The organism is Streptomyces sp. NPDC001889 (genome assembly GCF_053594535.1).
Genome location: NZ_JBSFER010000023.1, coordinates 158,044 through 178,615, shown reverse-complemented (window position 1 = coordinate 178,615; position 20,572 = coordinate 158,044). Strand labels below are relative to the sequence as shown.

Genomic DNA, 20,572 nt, shown 5'->3' with positions numbered 1-20,572 from the left:
GTTGATAGGCCGGATCTGGAAGCACCGTGAGGTGTGGAGGTGACCGGTACTAATAGGCCGAGGGCTTGTCCTCAGTTGCTCGCGTCCACTGTGTTGGTTCTGAAACCACGAACAACCCCTTTTTTTGGCCGGCGGGTTGTGTTTGTTTGTTTCATAGTGTTTCGGTGGTTATAGCGTTAGGGAAACGCCCGGTTACATTCCGAACCCGGAAGCTAAGCCTTTCAGCGCCGATGGTACTGCAGGGGGGACCCTGTGGGAGAGTAGGACGCCGCCGAACAATTTTTAGCCTCAGTCCCCTGGATCTTCACGATCCAGGGGCTGAGCACGCCCCAATAGCTCAGTCGGCAGAGCGTCTCCATGGTAAGGAGAAGGTCTACGGTTCGATTCCGTATTGGGGCTCTGAAGAAAGATGAAGAAGGCCCTCGCCACTGGCGGGGGCTTTTCTGCGTTCCCCGGCGTCCCTCCCGGCACAGGAGATCCGAAGGAAAGAGGGCCGTCGCTCGATGAGCGACGGCCCTCTTCTTCTCTCAGGACTTCTCGGGCTCCGGGATACGCATGGCGAGGATGGCCATGTCGTCGGAGGCCGGCTCCGCCGCGAAGCGTTCCACCGCGCGCAGGACACGGGTGGCGACCGCGCCCGCGGTGAGGCCCGTGCAGCCGGTGAGGACCTCCGTCAGGCCCTCGTCACCCAGCATGCGGGTGCCCTCGCGGCGCTCGGTGACCCCGTCGGTGACACAGAGCAGGACATCGCCCGGGTCCAGGGTCACCATCTGCTCGTACAGCTCCAGGTCGTCCATGACGCCGAGGAGCGGCTGCGGCTCGGCGGCCGGCTCCACCGTGCCGTCCTGGCGGAGGCGGAGCGGGAGCGGATGGCCGGCGCAGACGATCTTGAGAAGGGCGCTGCCGTCCTCCTGGGGGCGCAGTTCGCCGTAGAGGAGGGTGAGAAAGCGGCTGCGGGCGCCCTCGTCGAGGATGGCGGCGTTGAGGCGTTCGAGCACGGCCGGGCCGCCGAAGCCCTCGCGGGCCAGCAGACGCAGGGCGTGGCGGGCCAGGCCGGTGACGGCCGCGGCCTCGGGGCCCGTACCGCAGACGTCGCCGATGGCGAAGCCGTACACGCCCTCGCGGATGGGGAAGAGGTCGTAGAAGTCGCCGCCCACCTCGTTGCCCTCGCCGGCGGCGCGGTAGATGACCTCGACCTCGACGCCGGGGATGGTGGGCTGTTCCGGGGGGAGCAGGCTGCGCTGGAGGGACTGGCTGATGGCCACGCGTTCCGAGTACAGCCGGGCGTTGTCCAGGGCGAGGGCGGCCCGGCGGGAGAGGTCCTCGGCTAGCTCCAGGATCTCCTGGCGGAAGTGGTCGTCCGAGGGCTTGCCGAGGGTCAGCATGCCGATGACGCGGTTCCGCGCCACCAGGGGCAGGACGACGGTCTCGCCGCCGACGGCCGCGGCCGTGGCACGGGTGGTGCCGATGCCGGAGGAGACGGGGGAGGCCGAGCCGAGGCCCAGTTCGCGCTTGGCGGTGAGCAGGGCGGCCTGCTGGCCGGCCCGGGCGGGTGCGTTCCAGACGCGGGCGCCGGGGGTCGGCACCGGGTCCGGCGGGGCGATCTTGGAGAGCAGGGCCTTGAGACCGTCGATGCGCTCCTCGTCCTCGTGGAGCACATAGCTGAGATAGGGGTCGGATGCCTGGTCGGCGATGGTGTAGACGGCACACCAGGTGGCCAGGGTCGGGACCGTCATCTGGGCCATGAGGGCCAGCGTCTGGTCGCGGTCGAGCGTTCCGGCCAGCAGGTCGGACGCCTCGACGAGGAAGGAGAGGGAGCCCCGGCGGAGCCGTTCCAGCTCTCCGAGGCGGGCGGACTCGACGGCGAGTGCGATGCGGTCGGCGGCGAACTGGAGGCGCAGGGCCTCCTCGTTGGAGTACCGGCCGGCCGACTCGGCGGCGACGCCCAGGGAGCCGGTGAGCCGGCCCTCGACCTTGAGCGGGACGGTGACGACCGAGCGCATGCCGGTGGAGTTGAGCAGCGGGACCGCGCCGGGGACGGCGGTCAGGTCCTCGTGGACGGCGGGCATCCGGGCGGAGCCGTACCGTCCGGTGCCGGCCTCGACGGGGACGCGGGCGAACCGCTGGCGGGCCGAGGGAAGCCCGGTGGTGGCCCGCACCTCCAGCTCGGTCTCGTCGTCGGTGGCCAGCAGCAGGAACGCGGCGTCGCCGTCGAGCATGTCGCGGGCGCGTTCCACGGTGCGCTGGAGCAGTCCGTCGAGGTCGTCGGGGGCGGGGGAGCCGATGAAGACCTCGAACGGGTCCGTGGTGCTGTTCTCGCTGCCGGAGTCGGTGACCGGGACGCGCTGCGGGGTCTGGAGGACGGCGCGCTCGTCGTCGCGGACGAGCAGACAGACGGTGGAGGGGTCGCCGTGGGAGTCGCGTACCCGCAGATGGGACGCGTACACGGGGATGACACGGCCGTCGATGCCCCGGATGCCGTAGCTGCCTTCCCAGCGGGAGAGCTGGAGGGCCTCGGCGATCCCGGTGCCGATGCCGGGGGTGTGCGGCCAGGCGGCGAAGTCGCCGAGGGGTTTGCCGATGACCTGTTCGGCCGCGTACCCGAAGAGGTGTTCCGCGTCCGCGTTCCAGACGGCGATGGCGCCGGTCGCGTCGATCTGGGCGACGGCGACGCGGACGCGTTCGTCGGCGACGGGCAGCAGGGCGGTGGGGAGGGCCGGGCCCGCGGAGCGGGTGCCCACGGGGCGCTGGGGGAGGTCGAGCTGGAACCACACCTGTTTGTGGGTGGGGGTGTACTCGACGCCCCAGCGGGAGGCGAGGGCGGAGCAGAGCAGCAGCCCGCGGCCGTTCTCGCTGTCCAGGGCGGCGAAGCTCTGGCCGGCGGCCTGGAGGGGGACCTCGCGTTCGGGATAGCGGTCGCCCACCTCGACACGGACGCTGTCGGCCGCGCGCAGACAGAGCACATCGGCGGAGGTCCCGGCGTGGATCACGGCGTTGGTGACCAGTTCGCTGGTGAGGACCACCGCGTCGTCGACGACTTCGCTGTACCCCCACCCCTGGAGGGTGTCGCGGACAAAGGCACGGGCCGTCGCGACGGACCGTCCGACGGGGTCGAAGCTGGCAGCCGCCCGGGCGGTGATCACAGAACTCCTCGTACGTGTTTCGACGCCCGGCTCCGCCATGATCGGCCTGCCCCTCCCGGTGCCCGGTGGTGGTTCCCGTGCCCGCGCCGACCCGGCCGGGCGGACCGGGCGGTTGGACAGCCGGATGCCAGGTTACTTACCTTCGCTGTCCGAGCGGATGCCGGTCACCGCTGTTTCCGCCCTGGGAGGGGTGGGGACTGTTATGCGAAGCTGCCGAACTGTTATGGCCTGGTTCCGCATGGGTGAAACACTGGGCAGGCTGCCCGATACAGCTCGGGCAGTACGGTCAACCCCTGCGGGAGGGACACGGTGGAGTCTGGCACGGCGGCGCGTGGCACAAGCACGCGTACGAAAGGCGGACGATCCCGGAGCAATGGGACAACTGAGGTCGACACGGCAGCCCTGAACAGGCTCCTGGCCGGCCTTGTCTCCCTGCGCGACGGGAATTTTCGCAGGCGCCTGACCGTGTCGGGCGACGATGTGATGGCCGAGATCGCGGCCGTCTACAACGAGGTCGCCGACCGGAATCTGCATCTCACGGGTGAGCTGGCACGGGTGCGCAGAGTCGTGGGGCGTGAGGGGAAACTCACGGAACGGCTGGAGACGGGGGCCTGCGAGGGCTCCTGGGCCGCGGCGATCGACGCCTCCAACGGGCTGGTGGACGATCTCTCCCGGCCGGTCTCCGAGGTGGGCCGGGTGCTCTCCGCGGTCGCGGAGGGCGATCTGCAGCAGCGGATGGAGCTGCGCTCGCACGGGGACGACGGCTCGGTGCGCCCGTTGCGCGGTGAGTTCCTGAAGGTCGCGCGGACCGTGAACAGCCTGGTGGACCAGTTGTCGGTCTTCACCGACGAGGTGACCCGGGTGGCCCTGGAGGTCGGCACCGAGGGCAAGCTCGGCGGCCAGGCGCAGATCCGGGGGGTGTCCGGCTCCTGGAAGGGCCTCACCGACTCGGTCAACCAGATGGCCTTCCGGCTGACCTCCCAGGTGCGGGACATCGCGCTGGTGACCACGGCCGTCGCGCAGGGCGATCTCTCCCAGAAGGTCACCGTTCATGTGAACGGCGAGATGCTGGAGCTGAAGAACACCGTCAACACCATGGTGGACCAGCTCCAGTCCCTGGGCTCCGAGGTCACCCGGGTCGCCCGTGAGGTGGGCACCGAGGGGGAGCTGGGCGGTCAGGCCGAGGTCCCGGGCGTGGCCGGTGTGTGGAAGGACCTGACCGACTCGGTCAACACCATGGCGGGGAACCTCACCTCGCAGGTGCGGGGGATCGCCGAGGTGACGACGGCGGTCGCCAACGGCGATCTGTCGCAGAAGGTCACGGTGAGCGCGCGCGGCGAGGTCGCCCAGCTCGCCGAGACGATCAACCAGATGACCGAGACGCTCCGCACCTTCGCGGACGAGGTCACCCGGGTGGCGAGCGAGGTCGGTGCCGAGGGGCTGCTCGGCGGCCAGGCCCAGGTGCCCGGCGCGGCCGGGACCTGGAAGGATCTCACCGACTCGGTCAACACCGTCTTCCGCAATCTGACCACGCAGGTCCGCGATATCGCCCAGGTGACGACGGCGGTGGCCAACGGCGATCTGTCGCAGAAGGTCACGGTCGACGTGGCGGGCGAGATGCTGGAGCTGAAGAACACCGTCAATACGATGGTCGACCAGCTCCAGTCGTTCGGTTCCGAGGTCACGCGGGTGGCCCGTGAGGTCGGTGTCGAGGGCCGGCTCGGCGGCCAGGCGCACGTGCCCGGCGCCGCGAACACGTGGAAGGACCTCACCGACTCGGTGAACACGGCCTTCCGCAACCTCACGGGTCAGGTCCGGGACATCGCCCAGGTGACGACGGCGGTCGCCAACGGCGATCTGTCGCAGAAGGTCACGGTCAATGTCGCCGGCGAGATGCTGGAGCTGAAGAACACCGTCAACACGATGGTGGCGCAGCTGTCGTCCTTCGCGGACCAGGTCACCGGGATGGCCCGGGACGTGGGAACCGAGGGCCGGCTCGGTGGTCAGGCGCGAGTCGAGGGCGTCAGCGGCACCTGGAAGGAGCTGACCGACTCGGTCAACTTCATGGCCGGGAACCTCACCTCCCAGGTGCGCCAGATCGCCCAGGTGACGACGGCGGTGGCGCGCGGCGATCTCTCCCAGAAGATCGACGTCGACGCGCGCGGTGAGATCCTCGAACTGAAGAACACCATCAACACGATGGTCGACCAGCTCTCCGCCTTCGCCGAGCAGGTCACCAGGGTGGCCCGTGAGGTCGGTACGGACGGCAGGCTCGGCGGTCAGGCCCAGGTGCCGGGCGTCGCGGGTGTGTGGCGCGATCTCACGGACTCCGTCAACGGGATGGCGGGCAACCTCACCTCGCAGGTGCGCAATATCGCGCAGGTCGCCACGGCGGTGGCGCGCGGTGACCTCTCCCAGAAGATCGAGGTGGACGCGCGCGGTGAGATCCAGGAGCTGAAGAACACCCTCAACACCATGGTCGATCAGCTCTCCAACTTCGCGGAGCAGGTCACCAGGGTCGCGCGCGAGGTGGGCACCGAGGGCATCCTCGGCGGCCAGGCGGAGGTCCAGGGCGTCTCGGGCACCTGGAAGGACCTCACCCAGTCCGTCAACTTCATGGCGAACAACCTCACGTCCCAGGTGCGCAACATCGCCGAGGTGACCACCGCGGTCGCCAAGGGGGACCTCTCGAAGAAGATCACCGTCGATGCCAAGGGCGAGATCCTCGAACTGGTCACGACCGTGAACACCATGGTGGACCAGCTCTCGGACTTCGCGGACGAGGTGACCCGGGTCGCCCGCGAGGTGGGGACGGAAGGCGTACTGGGCGGTCAGGCGCGGGTGCGCGGTGTCACCGGCATCTGGAAGGACCTCAGCGACAACGTCAATCTGATGGCCAACAACCTGACCAGCCAGGTCCGCAACATCGCCCGGGTCTCGGCGGCGGTCGCGGGCGGCGATCTGACCAAGAAGGTGACCGTCGAGGCGCGCGGCGAGGTCGCGGAGCTGGCGGACACGGTCAACACCATGGTGACGACGCTCTCCTCGTTCGCGGACGAGGTGACCCGGGTGGCCCGCGAGGTCGGCACCGACGGCCGGCTCGGCGGCCAGGCCCATGTGCCGGGTGTCTCCGGTACGTGGAAGGACCTCACCGAGTCCGTGAACTCGATGGCGTCCAATCTGACCGGTCAGGTGCGGCAGATCGCCACGGTCACCACCGCCATCGCCCAGGGCGATCTCACCCGGAAGATCGATATCGACGCCCGGGGCGAGATCCTGGAGCTGAAGACGACCATCAACACGATGGTCGACCAGCTGTCGTCGTTCGCCGGGGAGGTCACCCGGGTCGCCCGTGAAGTGGGCACGGACGGACAGCTCGGCGGTCAGGCGCGGGTGCGCGACGTCGACGGCACCTGGCGCGACCTCACCGAGTCGGTGAATGAGATGGCCGGGAATCTGACCCGCCAGGTGCGCGCGATCGCCGCCGTCGCCACGGCGGTGACCAGGGGCGATCTCAATCTGAAGATCGATGTGGACGCGGCCGGAGAGATCCAGGTCCTCCAGGACAACATCAACACCATGATCGCCAACCTCCGTGACACCACCCTCGCCAATGAGGAGCAGGACTGGCTGAAGGGCAATCTGGCCCGGATCTCCGGTCTGATGCAGGGGCGGCGCGACCTGGACGACGTCGCCTCGCTGATCATGAGCGAGCTGACGCCCGTCGTCTCGGCCCAGCACGGGGCGTTCTTCCTGGCGATGCAGACGGGCGGCCAGGATGTCGTCGGCAGCTCGGGGGACTCCTCGTACGAGCTGGTCATGCGGGCCAGCTACGGCTACTCCGCCGGTCTGATGCCGACCTCGTTCCGGCCCGGTGAGACCCTGATCGGGACGGCGGCCGAGGAGAAGCGGACCATCCAGGTCAATGTGCCGCCGGGGTATCTGAAGATCTCGTCCGGGCTGGGGGAGGCGTCCCCGGCGTATGTGATCGTGCTGCCGGTGCTCTTCGAGGGGAAGGTGCTCGGAGTGATCGAGCTGGCGTCGTTCCAGCCGTTCACCCAGATCCAGCGGGACTTCCTCAACCAGATCGCCGAGATGATCGCGACGAGCGTCAACACCATCAGCGTCAACACCAAGACCGAGGTGCTGCTCAAGCAGTCGCAGGAGCTGACCGAGCAGCTGCGGGAGCGCTCCGCCGAGCTGGAGAACCGGCAGAAGGCACTCCAGTCGTCCAATGCCGAACTGGAGGAGAAGGCGGAGCTGCTGGCTCAGCAGAATCGTGACATCGAGGTCAAGAACACCGAGATCGAGGAGGCCCGGCAGGTTCTGGAGGAGCGGGCCGAGCAGCTGGCCGTGTCGATGCGGTACAAGAGCGAGTTCCTGGCGAACATGTCGCACGAGCTGCGCACCCCGCTGAACTCGCTGCTGATCCTCGCCAAGCTGCTCGCCGACAACGCGGAGGGCAATCTCTCCCCGAAGCAGGTGGAGTTCGCGGAGACCATCCACGGAGCGGGTTCGGATCTGCTCCAGCTCATCAACGACATCCTCGATCTGTCGAAGGTCGAGGCGGGCAAGATGGATGTCAGTCCGACGCGGATCGCGCTGGTCCAGCTCGTCGACTACGTGGAGGCGACGTTCCGGCCGCTGACGGCGGAGAAGGGGCTCGACTTCTCCGTGCGGGTCTCGCCGGAGCTGCCCGCGACGCTGCACACCGATGAGCAGCGGCTGTTGCAGGTGCTGCGCAATCTGCTGTCGAACGCGGTGAAGTTCACCGACTCCGGCGCGGTGGAGCTGGTCATCCGCCCGGCCAACGCGGATGTGCCCCAGTCGATCCGGGAGCAGTTGCTGGAGGTCGGTTCGCTGCGGGACGCGGACGCCGATCTGATCGCCTTCTCGGTGACGGACACCGGGATCGGGATCGCCGCGGGCAAGATGCGGGTGATCTTCGAGGCGTTCAAGCAGGCGGACGGCACCACCAGCCGCAAGTACGGCGGCACCGGGCTCGGGCTCTCCATCAGCCGGGAGATCGCCCGGCTGCTCGGCGGCGAGATCCACGCGGCGAGCGAGCCGGGCCGGGGCTCCACCTTCACGCTCTATCTGCCGCTGCACCCGAGCGAGCTGCCGCCCAACGGGCATGGCACGGGCCCCGATCCGCAGAGCGCGGAGACCGGTGTCGCGCAGCCGGAGCACCAGGTGCTGATGGAGCCGCACTCGGGGTCGGCCACCCTCTTCCGCCGGCGGCGGAAGGCGATCGGCGCCACGGAGGAGCGGACCGCGCTGCCCGCCGCCGGTGCTCCGGCTCCCTCCGCCGGTGGCCAGGGCCGGCCCGGTGCGGCCGCCCACCAGCCCGCGCCGGAGCCACCGGAGCCGCGGCGCACCTTCCACTTCGACAACGAGAAGGTGCTGATCGTCGACGACGACATCCGCAATGTCTTCGCGCTCACCAGTGTGCTGGAGCAGAACGGGCTGACGGTGCTGTACGCGGAGAACGGCCGGGAGGGCATCGAAGTGCTGGAGCAGCACGACGATCTGACGGTGGTTCTGATGGACATCATGATGCCGGAGATGGACGGGTACGCGACCACGACCGCCATCCGGCGGATGCCGCAGTTCGCCGGGCTGCCGATCATCGCACTCACCGCGAAGGCGATGAAGGGCGACCGGGAGAAGGCGATCGAGTCGGGGGCGTCGGACTATGTCACCAAGCCCGTCGACCCCGATCATCTGCTCTCCGTGATGGAGCAGTGGATGCGCCGGCGGTGAGCGGAGGGCCCCCGGACCGCCCCGCCCGGCGGGGTGCCCGGGGGGCCCGTACCGGCTCCGTGCTGACCGACCGTGGCCGACGGCGGCGCGGAACGGTGCCGTACACGGGAACCTTCCGCTCTTTCTTTACGTTTCCGCTACGTGCGCGGTGACATCCTGGTGACAGGGTGTGGCGACGGGCAGGGTGGGGCTACCATGACCGGCACAACATTGGGCGACGCAAGCAAGTCGCCCCCTGGGGCCGCGCAGGGCGCGTTCTCCGGCTCCTGGAGCCGGGGAGACCCCAGGCCGGGGCGAGGAGGACGGGGCATGGTGCAGAAGGCCAAGATCCTCCTGGTCGATGACCGGCCGGAGAATCTGCTGGCGCTGGAGGCCATTCTCTCCGCGCTCGATCAGACACTGGTGCGGGCATCGTCAGGGGAGGAAGCGCTCAAGGCGCTGCTGACGGACGACTTCGCGGTCATCCTGCTGGATGTGCAGATGCCCGGCATGGACGGATTCGAGACCGCGGCGCACATCAAGCGCCGGGAGCGGACCCGCGACATCCCGATTATTTTTCTCACCGCGATCAACCACGGCCCGCACCACACCTTCCGTGGTTACGCGGCGGGCGCGGTGGACTACATCTCCAAGCCGTTCGATCCATGGGTGCTGCGGGCGAAGGTCTCGGTCTTCGTCGAGCTGTACATGAAGAACTGCCAACTGCGTGAGCAGGCGGCGCTGCTGCGGCTCCAGCTCGACAGCGGTGGCGGTGTCCAGCCGAGTGCGGTCGGGGTGGGGAGCGCCGGCCGGGAGTCGGTGGGGCTGCTCGCCGAGCTGTCGGCGCGGCTCGCGGCGGTCGAGGAGCAGGCGGAAGCGCTGTCCAAACAGTTGGACGACGAAGCGTCGGACGGCGCCGCCGTCGCCACCGCGGCCCATCTCGAACGGAAGCTCACCGGTCTCCGCCGGGCGCTGGACGCCCTGGAGCCGGGCACCGGCTCACTCCCCGCCCCGCCCTCGCAGAACTGACCCGCGCGGCGGGGCCGGAGCGCGGAGCCGGGGGCGTCGGGCCCGTGGGTCGTGGGCGCTCTCTCCCGGCTGAGAGGGCGTCACCCCGTCGGCAGCGAGTCGGCGACACGAACGGGTGAAGGTGTGGGCACACGTGTCCACCGCCCCCGGCACCGGTAACCTCACCACCATGGCCTCACGTACGTCCGGCAAGGGTTCTCAGGACACGGCGGGCACCGCCAAACCGCGCGCCGGCCGTACCAGCGGCGCCGCCGCCGCTGCGAGCGCCGCGAAGAAATCCGCGCGGAGCCCCGTCAAGGGTCCCGCCCCCAGGAAGAGCGCGCCCGCGAAGAAGGCCGCGGCCAAGCGGCCGCCCGCGAAGAAGACGGCCGCCCGGAAACCGCCGCCGAAGCCGGCGCCCTCGCCCACCGGGGGCCTCTACCGGCTCGTGCGCGCCTGCTGGCTCGGGGTCGCCCATGCCGTGGGCGCCGTGTTCCGCGGCATAGGGCGGGGCGCGAAAGGGCTCGACCCGGCCCACCGCAAGGACGGTCTGGCGCTGCTTCTCCTCGGTATCGCGCTGATCGTCGCCGCCGGTACCTGGTCCAATCTGCGCGGACCGGTCGGCGATCTGGTCGAGCTGCTGGTGACCACGGCGTTCGGCAGGCTCGATCTGCTGGTGCCGATACTGCTGGGTGTCATCGCCGTCCGGCTGATCCTCCACCCCGAGAAGCCCGACGCCAACGGCCGGATCGTGATCGGTCTCTCCGCGCTGGTCATCGGGGTGCTCGGGCAGGTGCACATCGCCTGCGGCGCGCCCGAGCGCGCGGAGACCGAGGCGATCCAGGACGCGGGCGGGCTGATCGGCTGGGGCGCCGGCACGCCACTGATCTTCCTGGTGGGCACGATCCTCGCCGTTCCGCTGCTGGTGCTGGTCACCGTCTTCGGGCTGCTGGTGGTCACCGCCACGCCCGTCGCCGCCATCCCGCAGCGGCTGCGCCTCCTCGGCTCCCGGCTGGGGCTGGTGGCGCCCGTGGAGCACGGCGTTCCCGGGGACCCGGATGACGACCGGCGGTACGAGGAGCAGTGGCGCGAGGCGGTCCCCGGGCGGAGGCGGCGCGGTCCGGCGCAGCCCGGCGGGGACCCGGAGGACCAGGACCCGGCCGGCTCCGACGAGCCCCCGCGCCGCCGCCGGCCCCGCAAGGGCTCCGGCGACCGCTCGCCGGACGCCGTGGACGTGGCGGCGGCAGCCGCCGCCGCGCTCGACGGGGCGGTGTACAACGGGCTGCCGCCCTCGCCGCTGGTCGCCGATCTGACCCGGGACGTGACGGCGGACCGGGACCGCGCCCCGTCGCCGGTGCCGCCCGCGCGCGGGCCGGCGGCCCGCCGCCCCGGCGAGGGCTCCGGACCGGACCGAACCGCCGGGGGCTCCGTACCCGATCTGACCAAGCCGGCGCCGGAGCGTTCGCCCGAGCTGCCGGCCCGGGCCGAGCAGCTCCAGCTCTCCGGGGACATCACCTACGCGCTGCCCTCGCTGGATCTGCTGGAGCGCGGCGGGCCCGGCAAGACCCGCAGCGCCGCCAATGACGCGATCGTCGCCTCGCTCACCAATGTCTTCATGGAGTTCAAGGTCGACGCCGCCGTCACCGGTTTCACCCGGGGCCCGACCGTCACCCGGTACGAGGTGGAGCTGGGCCCGGCGGTGAAGGTCGAGCGGATCACCGCGCTGACCAAGAACATCGCGTACGCCGTCGCCAGTCCCGACGTACGGATCATCTCGCCGATCCCGGGGAAGTCGGCCGTCGGCATCGAGATCCCCAACACCGACCGCGAGATGGTCAACCTCGGCGATGTGCTCCGGCTCGCGGACGCCGCCGAGGACGACCACCCGATGCTGGTCGCGCTGGGCAAGGACGTCGAGGGCGGCTATGTGATGGCCAACCTCGCCAAGATGCCGCACATCCTGGTCGCCGGAGCCACCGGCTCCGGAAAGTCGTCCTGTATCAACTGTTTGATCACTTCGGTGATGATAAGGGCGACCCCGGAGGATGTCCGGATGGTGCTGGTCGACCCCAAGCGGGTCGAGCTGACCGCGTACGAGGGCATCCCGCACCTGATCACCCCGATCATCACCAACCCCAAGCGGGCCGCCGAGGCGCTCCAGTGGGTCGTCCGCGAGATGGATCTGCGCTACGACGACCTCGCCGCCTACGGCTACCGGCACATCGACGACTTCAACCAGGCCGTCCGCGCCGGCAAGGTCAAACCGCCCGAGGGCAGCGGGCGCGAGCTCCAGCCCTATCCGTATCTGCTGGTCATCGTGGACGAGCTGGCGGATCTGATGATGGTGGCCCCGCGCGACGTCGAGGACGCCATCGTCCGGATCACCCAGCTGGCGCGCGCCGCCGGCATCCATCTGGTACTGGCGACCCAGCGGCCGTCCGTCGATGTCGTCACCGGTCTGATCAAGGCGAATGTGCCGTCCAGGCTCGCGTTCGCCACCTCCTCGCTCGCCGACAGCCGGGTCATCCTCGACCAGCCGGGCGCGGAGAAGCTGATCGGCAAGGGCGATGGGCTCTTCCTGCCGATGGGCGCCAACAAGCCCACCCGGATGCAGGGCGCCTTCGTCACCGAGGACGAGGTCGCGGTGGTCGTCCAGCACTGCAAGGATCAGATGGCGCCCGTCTTCCGGGACGACGTGGTGGTCGGCTCCCGGCAGAAGAAGGAGATCGACGAGGAGATCGGCGACGATCTCGACCTCCTCTGCCAGGCCGCCGAACTCGTCGTGTCGACGCAGTTCGGGTCCACCTCCATGCTCCAGCGGAAGCTGCGGGTGGGCTTCGCCAAGGCCGGACGGCTGATGGACCTCATGGAGTCGCGGAACGTCGTCGGCCCGAGCGAGGGGTCCAAGGCACGTGACGTTCTGGTGAAACCTGAGGAGCTGGAGGGAGTGCTCGCCGTGATCCGGGGGGAGCCTCACCCGTAAGGGTTCGGCTCGGCGGGGGATTGGCGGGCAACCGTTTCCCCCGGTCGTACGTCAAGTTGGAGAGAAGGGGCGGAGAACCGTCCCGGAGCCACCGGGGGCACCGGCCCCTTCCGATGGCGTACAAACACCGGTCGCCCGGTTGCCCCACCCTTTCGTACCAGCCATACACTGAACCTCCAGCAGGTGGTTACACGCTCGAAAGGCGCCCTCGTGTCCATCGGCAACTCCCCCGAAGACGACCGGCCTTCCTTCGAGGACGACCGGCCCTCCATCGGACGTGTCCTTCACGAGGCCCGTATCGCCGCAGGTCTGACCCTTGACGAGGTCAGTGCCGCCACCAGGGTGCGGGTCCCGATCATCCAGGCCATCGAGCAGGACGACTTCGGCCGCAGCGGCGGCGATGTGTACGCGCGCGGGCACATCCGCATGATCGCCCAGGCGGTCCGGCTCGCTCCCGGCCCGCTCGTCGCGCAGTACGACTCCGAGCACGGCGGGCGGCCCGCGCCGACCCCCGCCGCGCCGCTCTTCGAGGCCGAGCGGATCAGGCCCGAGCCGCGGCGCCCCAACTGGACCGCGGCCATGGTCGCCGCCATCGTCGCCGTGGTCGGCTTCGTCGGTTTCACCCTCTTCGGCGGTGGCGGCGACGAGCCGGGCCGCGGCGGCCAGGTCGCCGAGGGACCGGCGCCCGGGAAGTCCTCAGCGGCGCCGAGCACCAAGCCCGCCGACCCCAAGCCCGACCCCTCCGACAGCGCCATCGCCGCCGTGCCCAAGGACAAGGTCACGGTCAAGCTCACCGTCGTCGACGACAAGAGCTGGATCTCCGCCAGGTCCCACAACGGCAAGCTGATCTTCGACGGAACGCTCGCCCGCGGCGACTCCAAGACCTTCCAGGACGACGAGCGGATCGATCTCATTCTCGGCAACGCCGGCGCGATCGAGCTGTATGTCAACGGCAAGAAGATCGAGGACGAGTTCAGGCCGGGCCAGGTCGAGCGCCTGTCGTACACCGAGGGCGACCCCCAGGTCGGCTGAGCACGCGCCCGCGGCGCCCCCTCCCGTACCGGCCGGTACGCTCCGTCCGGCCGCTCGGGGCGCCCTCGCGGCAGGGGCGTGGGCCAGGACAAAGTAGTCTTGAGCCCATGCCCGAACGCCGTACCGTCGCCCTTGTCACTCTTGGCTGCGCCCGTAACGAGGTGGACTCGGAGGAGCTCGCAGGCCGCTTGGCAGCGGACGGCTGGGAGCTTGTCGAGGAAGCCTCCGACGCGGATGTCGCCGTCGTCAACACCTGCGGCTTCGTGGAGGCCGCCAAGAAGGACTCCGTCGACGCCCTTCTCGAAGCCAACGATCTCAAGGACCACGGCAGAACCCAGGCCGTGGTCGCCGTCGGCTGTATGGCCGAGCGGTACGGCAAGGAGCTGGCCGAGGCGCTCCCCGAAGCCGATGGAGTCCTCGGCTTCGACGACTACGCCGATATCTCCGACCGCCTCCAGACCATCCTCAGCGGCGGTGTCCACGCCTCGCACACCCCCCGCGACCGGCGCAAACTGCTGCCGCTGAGCCCCGCCGACCGCCAGGGCGCCAGCGGGGTGGCCCTGCCGGGCCACGGAGCCCCCGCGGCCCCGCCCGAGACCCCCGCCGTGCCCGACCTGCCGGAGGGTGTCGCTCCGGTCTCCGGGCCGCGCGCCCCGCTGCGCCGACGGCTCGGCACCTCCCCGGTGGCCTCGGTCAAGCTCGCCTCCGGCTGCGACCGGCGCTGCTCCTTCTGCGCCATCCCCTCCTTCCGGGGCTCCTTCATCTCGCGGCGGCCCAGCGATGTGCTCGGCGAGACCCGCTGGCTGGCCGAGCAGGGCGTCAAGGAGGTCATGCTCGTCTCCGAGAACAACACCTCCTACGGCAAGGACCTCGGCGACATCCGCCTCCTGGAGACCCTGCTGCCCGAACTGGCGGCGGTCGACGGCATCGAGCGGGTGCGTGTCAGCTACCTCCAGCCCGCCGAGATGCGCCCCGGCCTGATCGACGTCCTGACCTCGACCCCGGGCATCGCGCCCTACTTCGATCTCTCCTTCCAGCACTCCGCGCCCGCCGTGCTGCGCTCCATGCGCCGCTTCGGCGACACGGACCGGTTCCTCGAACTGCTGGAGACCATCCGCTCCAAGGCCCCGCAGGCCGGTGTGCGCTCCAACTTCATCGTCGGCTTCCCCGGCGAGAGCGAGAGCGACTTCGCCGAGCTGGAGCGCTTCCTGACGCACGCCCGGCTCGACGCCATCGGGGTCTTCGGCTACTCCGACGAGGACGGCACGGAAGCCGCCACGTACGAGCACAAGCTCGACGACGAGGTCATCGGCGAGCGGCTCGCGCATCTCTCGCGGCTCGCGGAGGAACTCACCGCGCAGCGCGCCGAGGAGCGGCTCGGCGAGAGCCTGGAGGTTCTCGTCGAATCGGTGGACGGCGAGGACGGCGCCGTGGGGCGCGCCGCGCACCAGGCACCCGAGACGGACGGCCAGATCGTGTTCACCACGGGCGAGGGTCTGGTCCCGGGCCGTATGGTCATGGCGAAGGCGGTCGGCACCGAGGGTGTCGACCTGGTGGCCGAGTACCTCGGGGACCTCCCGGCGTCCGGTCACGGCGCCCCGGACGACGACGCCCGGGACGGGCACCGGACCCCGGGCGACGCGGCCCTGGCCGGAGGGCGGATTCCGGGCGAGGAGGCGGGCAGATGACCGGAGTGCCGGCATCCGCGGGGGGCGGCACCGGCAGGCCCGCGCCCGGCGGCAAGCTGGGCGCTGCGGCCGTCAATCAGGCCAGCCTGTGGAACATCGCCAACATCCTCACCATGCTGCGGCTGGTGCTGGTGCCCGGGTTCGTCCTGCTGATGCTCCAGGACGGCGGATACGACCCGGCGTGGCGGGCCTGGGCCTGGGCGGCGTTCGCCGTCGCCATGATCACCGACATCTTCGACGGACATCTGGCCCGCACCTACAACCTGGTCACCGACTTCGGCAAGATCGCCGACCCGATCGCCGACAAGGCGATCATGGCCGCCGGCCTGATCTGTCTCTCCTCGCTCGGCGATCTGCCCTGGTGGGTGACCGGGCTGATCCTCTTCCGCGAGCTGGGGATCACGCTCATGCGCTTCTGGGTGATCCGTCATGGTGTGATTCCGGCCAGCCGGGGCGGCAAGCTGAAGACCCTCGCGCAGGGCACGGCGGTCGGGATGTACGTCCTGGCGCTGACCGGGCCGCTCGCCACCCTCCGCTTCTGGGTGATGGCCCTCGCCGTCGTGCTGACGGTCCTCACCGGCCTCGACTATGTGCGCCAGGCGATCCTGCTGCGGCGCAGAGGGCTCGCCAAGGAGCGCGGCACGGCCGGGGGCGCGCTGTGACGACGGCGGCCCGCGTTCTCGCGGTGCTCGCGGAGCGTGGCGAGAGCCTCGCCGTGGCGGAGTCGCTCACGGGCGGTCTGGTGGCCGCCGAGCTGACCGGGGTGCCCGGTGCGTCCCGCTCCTTCCGCGGGTCCGTCACCGCCTACGCGACCGACGTCAAGCGCGAGGTGCTGGGCGTCGACGGGACCCTCCTGGCGGAGCGCGGGCCCGTCGATGCGGCGGTCGCGCTCCAGATGGCGGCCGGTGTGCGCACCGTGCTGCGGGCCGGCTGGGGTATCGCCACCACCGGCGTCGCGGGCCCCGGACCCCAGGACGGACAGCCCGCCGGGACCGTTCTGGTGGCCGTCGCGGGACCGGACGGAATACGGAAAGTCGCCCCGCTGCGGTTGAACGGCACCCGGGCGGAAATTCGTAGAGAGAGTGTACGGAGCGTGCTCGGGCTGCTGCTGGACGAACTCCAGGGGACGGCGGGGGCACAGGATACGGAACAGAACGGGGGGAATTGATGTTTGCAGCCCTGAGTGAACACGACATCGCTCCCCGCACGGCCGCTGCACGAGGCGGTACGGTGGGGCGTGAAGGATGCGGCTACGCGGTCCGAGGAGGGAGCCACCGATGATTCTGCTCCGTCGCCTGCTGGGTGACGTGCTGCGTCGGCAGCGCCAGCGCCAGGGCCGTACTCTGCGCGAAGTCTCCTCGTCCGCCCGAGTTTCGCTCGGCTATCTCTCCGAGGTGGAGCGGGGGCAGAAGGAGGCTTCCTCCGAGCTGCTCTCCGCGATCTGCGACGCGCTTGACGTACGGATGTCCGAGCTCATGCGCGAGGTGAGCGACGAACTGTCGCTGGCCGAACTGGCCGCCTCGGCGGCGGCCAGCGAGCCGGTGCCCGCGCCGGTGCGCTCGATGCTGAATTCCGTCTCTGTGACGTCGGTGGCGGGTGTACCGACGGAGCGGGTGACGATCAAGGCGCCGGCGGAGGCCGTCGACGTCGTCGCTGCCTGACGCCCACGGCCCCGCGCCGTGGCACGAGAGGCGCCGGAGCGGTACGGACCACGGTCCCGCGGCCCCGTCGCCCCCATGGTTTGGTGTCGGCCCTGGCCCCGGCTGCCGCCCCCTGGACGGGGTGGTGGACCGGGGCTTCTGCTTGTGGTGGGTGAGGCGGCGGCGGGGTGGCCGCGGGGCGACGGGCGCTCGGGGCGGCGGCTGGGGCGGCTGGGGCGGGTGGGGACAGTCGGGGCGGCCGGGGCGGCGTGGGGCGGCTGGGCGGCGTGGGCGGTTGAGGCGGGATTTTTCGGTATCGGTGGGGACTTTTGCGCACCGCGTGCGCGGGTAGGCGCTGAGCGAAGCCGGTCCGGGCGGGGTGGGACCACACCCCCCCCTCCCGAGTGTCCGGTTCGAGGGCCTATGTCATGGTGGAAAACACCGACTACCGAGTGGAGGACATGCATGTCTGTCGTCAAGAGCCCGTTGTCCGATGCCGACCTCAAGACTGTCGGTGAGGCGCTGCGCGGGGCCCTGGTGGATCTGGTGGACCTCTCGCTCGTCGCCAAGCAGGTCCACTGGAATGTCGTCGGCCCGCGCTTCCGGTCCGTGCACCTCCAGCTCGACGAGGTGGTGGACACCGCCCGGCTGCACTCCGACACCGTCGCCGAGCGCTGTTCCGCGATCGGGGTCTCCCCGGACGGCCGATCCGCGACCGTGGCGTCGCAGAGCGCGATCGGTACGGTCCCGGAGGGCTGGATCAAGGACGGTGACGCGGTCCAGGTGCTCGTGCGCGCGCTGGACGCCGTGATCGTACGGATGCGTGAGCGCGTCTCGGCCACCGGCGATCCGGACCCGGTGAGCCAGGACATCCTGATCGGCCTCACCGCCGACCTGGAGAAGCACGCGTGGATGTTCCAGGCGGAGAGTGCCTAGGGAGTTTCTTTCGGATCGGGCCGGATCGGTGAGCGGGGTCCGGTGCCGTGGATCGCGAGGCGGAGGAGGGAGCCCACGCGGAGCGTCGGCGACCGACGGCAGCGCGGCGAGGCGCGGTGCCGGGGCTCGCGAGCCCGGCAGCATCCGAAAGAGACGACCTGGGTCTCCGGGCGCGGCGCGGGTGCCGGCTCGTCCCGTCGGGGCGGCTCCGGCGGTGGCCCGCGCCACCGCCGGGCCCCGGCCCGCGCCCGGGCGCGCGAGGGCGACGGCGGGCGCGGTGGGTGCGCCGGTGCTGCACCCGGTGCGCCCTCCCCGGAGTGATCGCCCCGGTCTAGCGTGGTCCGGAGGGAGGCATCCATGGCGCGTCGCGAGGTCACCCTCGGGCTCATCGCCCTGGCTCTGGCGGCGGTCGCCGCCGGTGGGCTCTGGTGGTGGGCCGTGCTGCGGCTGGTTCTCGTTCCCGAGCGGTCCGGGCTGGTCGAGGGCGCGGTGGCGGCCGGCGGCTGGGGACTCAGCCTGCTGCCGGTGCATGTGACGGCCCACCGGGCCCGCGGAGGTGTCCGCCGGGCCGTGGCGGAGGCCCGGGGCGCGGTGGAGGCCTCCGTCACCAGGGCATCGTCGCGCCGCCGTTCGGACGGATGATCTGGCCCGTGGTGAAGGCGGACGCGTCCGACACCAGATGCAGTACCGCGTGGGCGACCTCCCCGGCCTCGCCGACCCGGCCCAGCGGGGAGATCCGGGCCATCGCCGCCTCGGTCCGCCGCCGGCGGGCCGCGTCGTGGCGGTCGGTCATGGGGGTGCGAATCCAGCCGGGGGCGACCGCGTTCACCCGGATGGAGTGCGGGCCCAGCTCCGTCGCCAGTGTCCGGGTCAACTGGATCACCGCGGCCTTCGCCGCGCTGTAGCAGACCAGACCGGCCTGTGCGGCGTCCACCGCCCCCGAGGCCATGGTGACGATCGCGCCGGGGGTGCCGGTGGAGACCATCGCGCGGGCCGCTTCCCGGCAGGCGTGGAAGACCCCTTTGAAGTTCACCGCGAGAACGCGGTCCAGATCCTCCTCCCTGGTCTCCAGGACCGTGCTGGTGTGCATGACCCCGGCGACGGCGGCGAGGATGTCGAGCCGCCGCTCCCGGGCCACCACGCGGTCGACCGCGTCCTTCACGGCGGTGCGGTCGGTGACATCGAGCGGATGGGTGTACGCCGCGCCTCCGGCGCGGATGATCAGCGCGCGGGTCTCCCCGAGGCCCTCGCGGTCCAGGTCGGCGCAGTGGACCCGGGCCCCCGCCTCGGCGAGCAGCAGTGCGCAGGCCCGGCCGATCCCGCTCGCCGCACCGGTGACGAACGCGCTCCTGCCGCTGAGGTCGTACGCCGTGAGGGGCATGCCGGGACGGTACGGTTGGATCTAACGGTGCGTCAAGAAGTGGGCCCGGACTGGCAGCCGGGGCACCAGTACGTGACGCGCTCGTCGTCGTTCCCGCCCCGGGCCCGGGCCGGATGGGCGCCCGGGGTCCCGTCGCTCCCCGGGGACCTGCGGACGGGTGTGCCGCAGCGCGGGCAGGGCTGCCCCGCCCGCCCGTAGACATGGAGCCGGGAGCGGGCCGCCGCCCGCGAACCGGGGGCCGTGGTCCGGCGCTCGAAGGTGTGCTTATTGGCCTCCAGCAGCCGGTGGGCCGTGGCCATGAGCCGCTCGGGCACCCCCTCGGGCAGCTCGCCGACCGGGAGCCAGGGCGTCACCCCGGCGAGGAACGCCAGCTCGGACTTGTACACATTGCCGATTCCGGCGAGATTGCGCTGGTCGAGCAGGGCCTCGCCGAGAGGGCGGGACGGATCGGCGAGCAGATGGGCCCGGGCCAGGTCCGCGTCCCAGTCCGGACCCAGCAGATCCGGGCCCAGATGGCCGACCACCCGCTGTTCGTCCTCGGTGCGCAGCAGTTCCAGCACGGGGAGGCGGTAGCCCACGGCCGTCCGCGAGGCGTTTCCGAGGACCGCCCTGATCTGGTGCGCGGGGCCGCCCTGCCAGCGCTCACCCGCCGCGAAGATCCGCCATGACCCGTCCATCCGCAGATGCGAGTGGAGGGTGAAGCCGCCCTCGACCCGGGTCAGCAAGTGCTTTCCGCGCGCCACGGTCTCCACCACGGTCCGCCCGGTGAGATCGGAGGTGGCGAACGCGGGCACCCGCAGATCGAACCGGGTGAGCGGCTCCCCGGCGAGTGCGGTGTGCAGTCGCCGCGCGGTCTGCCAGACGGTGTCTCCTTCGGGCACGGAACCCATGATGCGCGAGACACGGGGCGGGCGCCCGCCCGCGGTGGTGGTGTCCGGGTGGGGAGGGCGCACCGGCGGTGGTGCTCCGGCGGTGCGCCGGCGGGGCGGGGCCGGGCCGGGCCGGCGCCGCTCGGGCCG

13 protein-coding genes, 1 tRNA gene and 1 rRNA gene are annotated in these 20,572 nt (G+C 70.8%); 12 read left to right on the top strand and 3 right to left on the bottom strand.

Going from position 1 to position 20,572, the window contains the following annotated elements:
- Positions 1-160: 160 nt before the first annotated feature.
- Positions 161-277: ribosomal RNA gene (gene rrf, locus ACWCRA_RS26360) — 5S ribosomal RNA — on the top strand.
- A gap of 49 nt (positions 278-326) precedes the next feature.
- Positions 327-399, top strand: a tRNA-Thr gene (locus tag ACWCRA_RS26355).
- Between the two features lie 128 nt (positions 400-527).
- Here ACWCRA_RS26355 and ACWCRA_RS26350 read toward each other — a convergent pair.
- A complete protein-coding gene (locus tag ACWCRA_RS26350) occupies positions 528-3,182 on the bottom strand; it encodes a SpoIIE family protein phosphatase (RefSeq protein ID WP_351543621.1) in 2,655 nt (884 codons plus the stop codon).
- 270 nt (positions 3,183-3,452) lie between these two features.
- On the opposite strand from ACWCRA_RS26350, the gene ACWCRA_RS26345 reads away from it, so the two are divergent.
- The 10 genes from ACWCRA_RS26345 (at position 3,453) to ACWCRA_RS26300 (ending at position 18,814) form a co-directional block, all read left to right on the top strand.
- Complete coding sequence (locus ACWCRA_RS26345; protein WP_351543618.1) at positions 3,453-8,906, top strand: HAMP domain-containing protein; 5,454 nt, start codon at positions 3,453-3,455, stop codon at positions 8,904-8,906.
- Positions 8,907-9,215: 309 nt separating this feature from the next.
- Positions 9,216-9,914: a response regulator gene (locus ACWCRA_RS26340; RefSeq protein WP_451068753.1), complete on the top strand. Its 699-nt coding sequence runs from the start codon at positions 9,216-9,218 to the stop codon at positions 9,912-9,914.
- Positions 9,915-10,083: 169 nt separating this feature from the next.
- Positions 10,084-12,876: a DNA translocase FtsK gene (locus tag ACWCRA_RS26335; RefSeq protein WP_451068752.1), complete on the top strand. Its 2,793-nt coding sequence runs from the start codon at positions 10,084-10,086 to the stop codon at positions 12,874-12,876.
- 210 nt (positions 12,877-13,086) lie between these two features.
- Positions 13,087-13,908 carry a helix-turn-helix domain-containing protein gene (locus ACWCRA_RS26330; protein ID WP_351543609.1) on the top strand — a complete coding sequence of 274 codons (822 nt, stop codon included), beginning with the start codon at positions 13,087-13,089 and terminating at the stop codon, positions 13,906-13,908.
- Positions 13,909-14,015: 107 nt separating this feature from the next.
- Positions 14,016-15,596 carry a 30S ribosomal protein S12 methylthiotransferase RimO gene (gene rimO, locus ACWCRA_RS26325; RefSeq protein ID WP_351543606.1) on the top strand — a complete coding sequence of 527 codons (1,581 nt, stop codon included), beginning with the start codon at positions 14,016-14,018 and terminating at the stop codon, positions 15,594-15,596.
- Positions 15,593-16,258, top strand: a complete 666-nt coding sequence (gene pgsA, locus ACWCRA_RS26320) for a CDP-diacylglycerol--glycerol-3-phosphate 3-phosphatidyltransferase (protein ID WP_351543603.1) — start codon at positions 15,593-15,595, stop codon at positions 16,256-16,258. The genes rimO and pgsA overlap by 4 nt, the downstream gene beginning before the upstream one ends.
- Complete coding sequence (locus tag ACWCRA_RS26315; protein ID WP_351543600.1) at positions 16,255-16,764, top strand: CinA family protein; 510 nt, start codon at positions 16,255-16,257, stop codon at positions 16,762-16,764. The genes pgsA and ACWCRA_RS26315 overlap by 4 nt, the downstream gene beginning before the upstream one ends.
- A 109-nt stretch (positions 16,765-16,873) precedes the next feature.
- The gene (locus tag ACWCRA_RS26310) at positions 16,874-17,257 is read left to right on the top strand and encodes a helix-turn-helix domain-containing protein (protein ID WP_351543597.1); all 384 of its coding nucleotides are present in this window, start codon (positions 16,874-16,876) and stop codon (positions 17,255-17,257) included.
- 444 nt (positions 17,258-17,701) lie between these two features.
- Entirely contained in the window at positions 17,702-18,172 is a 471-nt protein-coding gene (locus ACWCRA_RS26305; protein ID WP_351543594.1) for a Dps family protein, read from the top strand.
- Positions 18,173-18,529: 357 nt separating this feature from the next.
- Positions 18,530-18,814 (top strand): hypothetical protein, encoded by a 285-nt coding sequence (locus ACWCRA_RS26300; protein ID WP_351543591.1) that lies wholly within the window; start codon positions 18,530-18,532, stop codon positions 18,812-18,814.
- Here the strand turns inward: ACWCRA_RS26300 and ACWCRA_RS26295 are convergent.
- Together ACWCRA_RS26295 and ACWCRA_RS26290 are read right to left on the bottom strand one after the other, a co-directional pair.
- On the bottom strand, positions 18,777-19,553 hold the full coding sequence (locus tag ACWCRA_RS26295; RefSeq protein WP_451068751.1) for an SDR family NAD(P)-dependent oxidoreductase: 777 nt from the start codon (positions 19,551-19,553) through the stop codon (positions 18,777-18,779). The two genes, ACWCRA_RS26300 and ACWCRA_RS26295, sit on opposite strands and share 38 nt — an antisense overlap.
- 32 nt (positions 19,554-19,585) lie before the next feature.
- Positions 19,586-20,434: an Fpg/Nei family DNA glycosylase gene (locus tag ACWCRA_RS26290; protein ID WP_351543585.1), complete on the bottom strand. Its 849-nt coding sequence runs from the start codon at positions 20,432-20,434 to the stop codon at positions 19,586-19,588.
- Between the last annotated feature and the right edge of the window lie 138 nt (positions 20,435-20,572).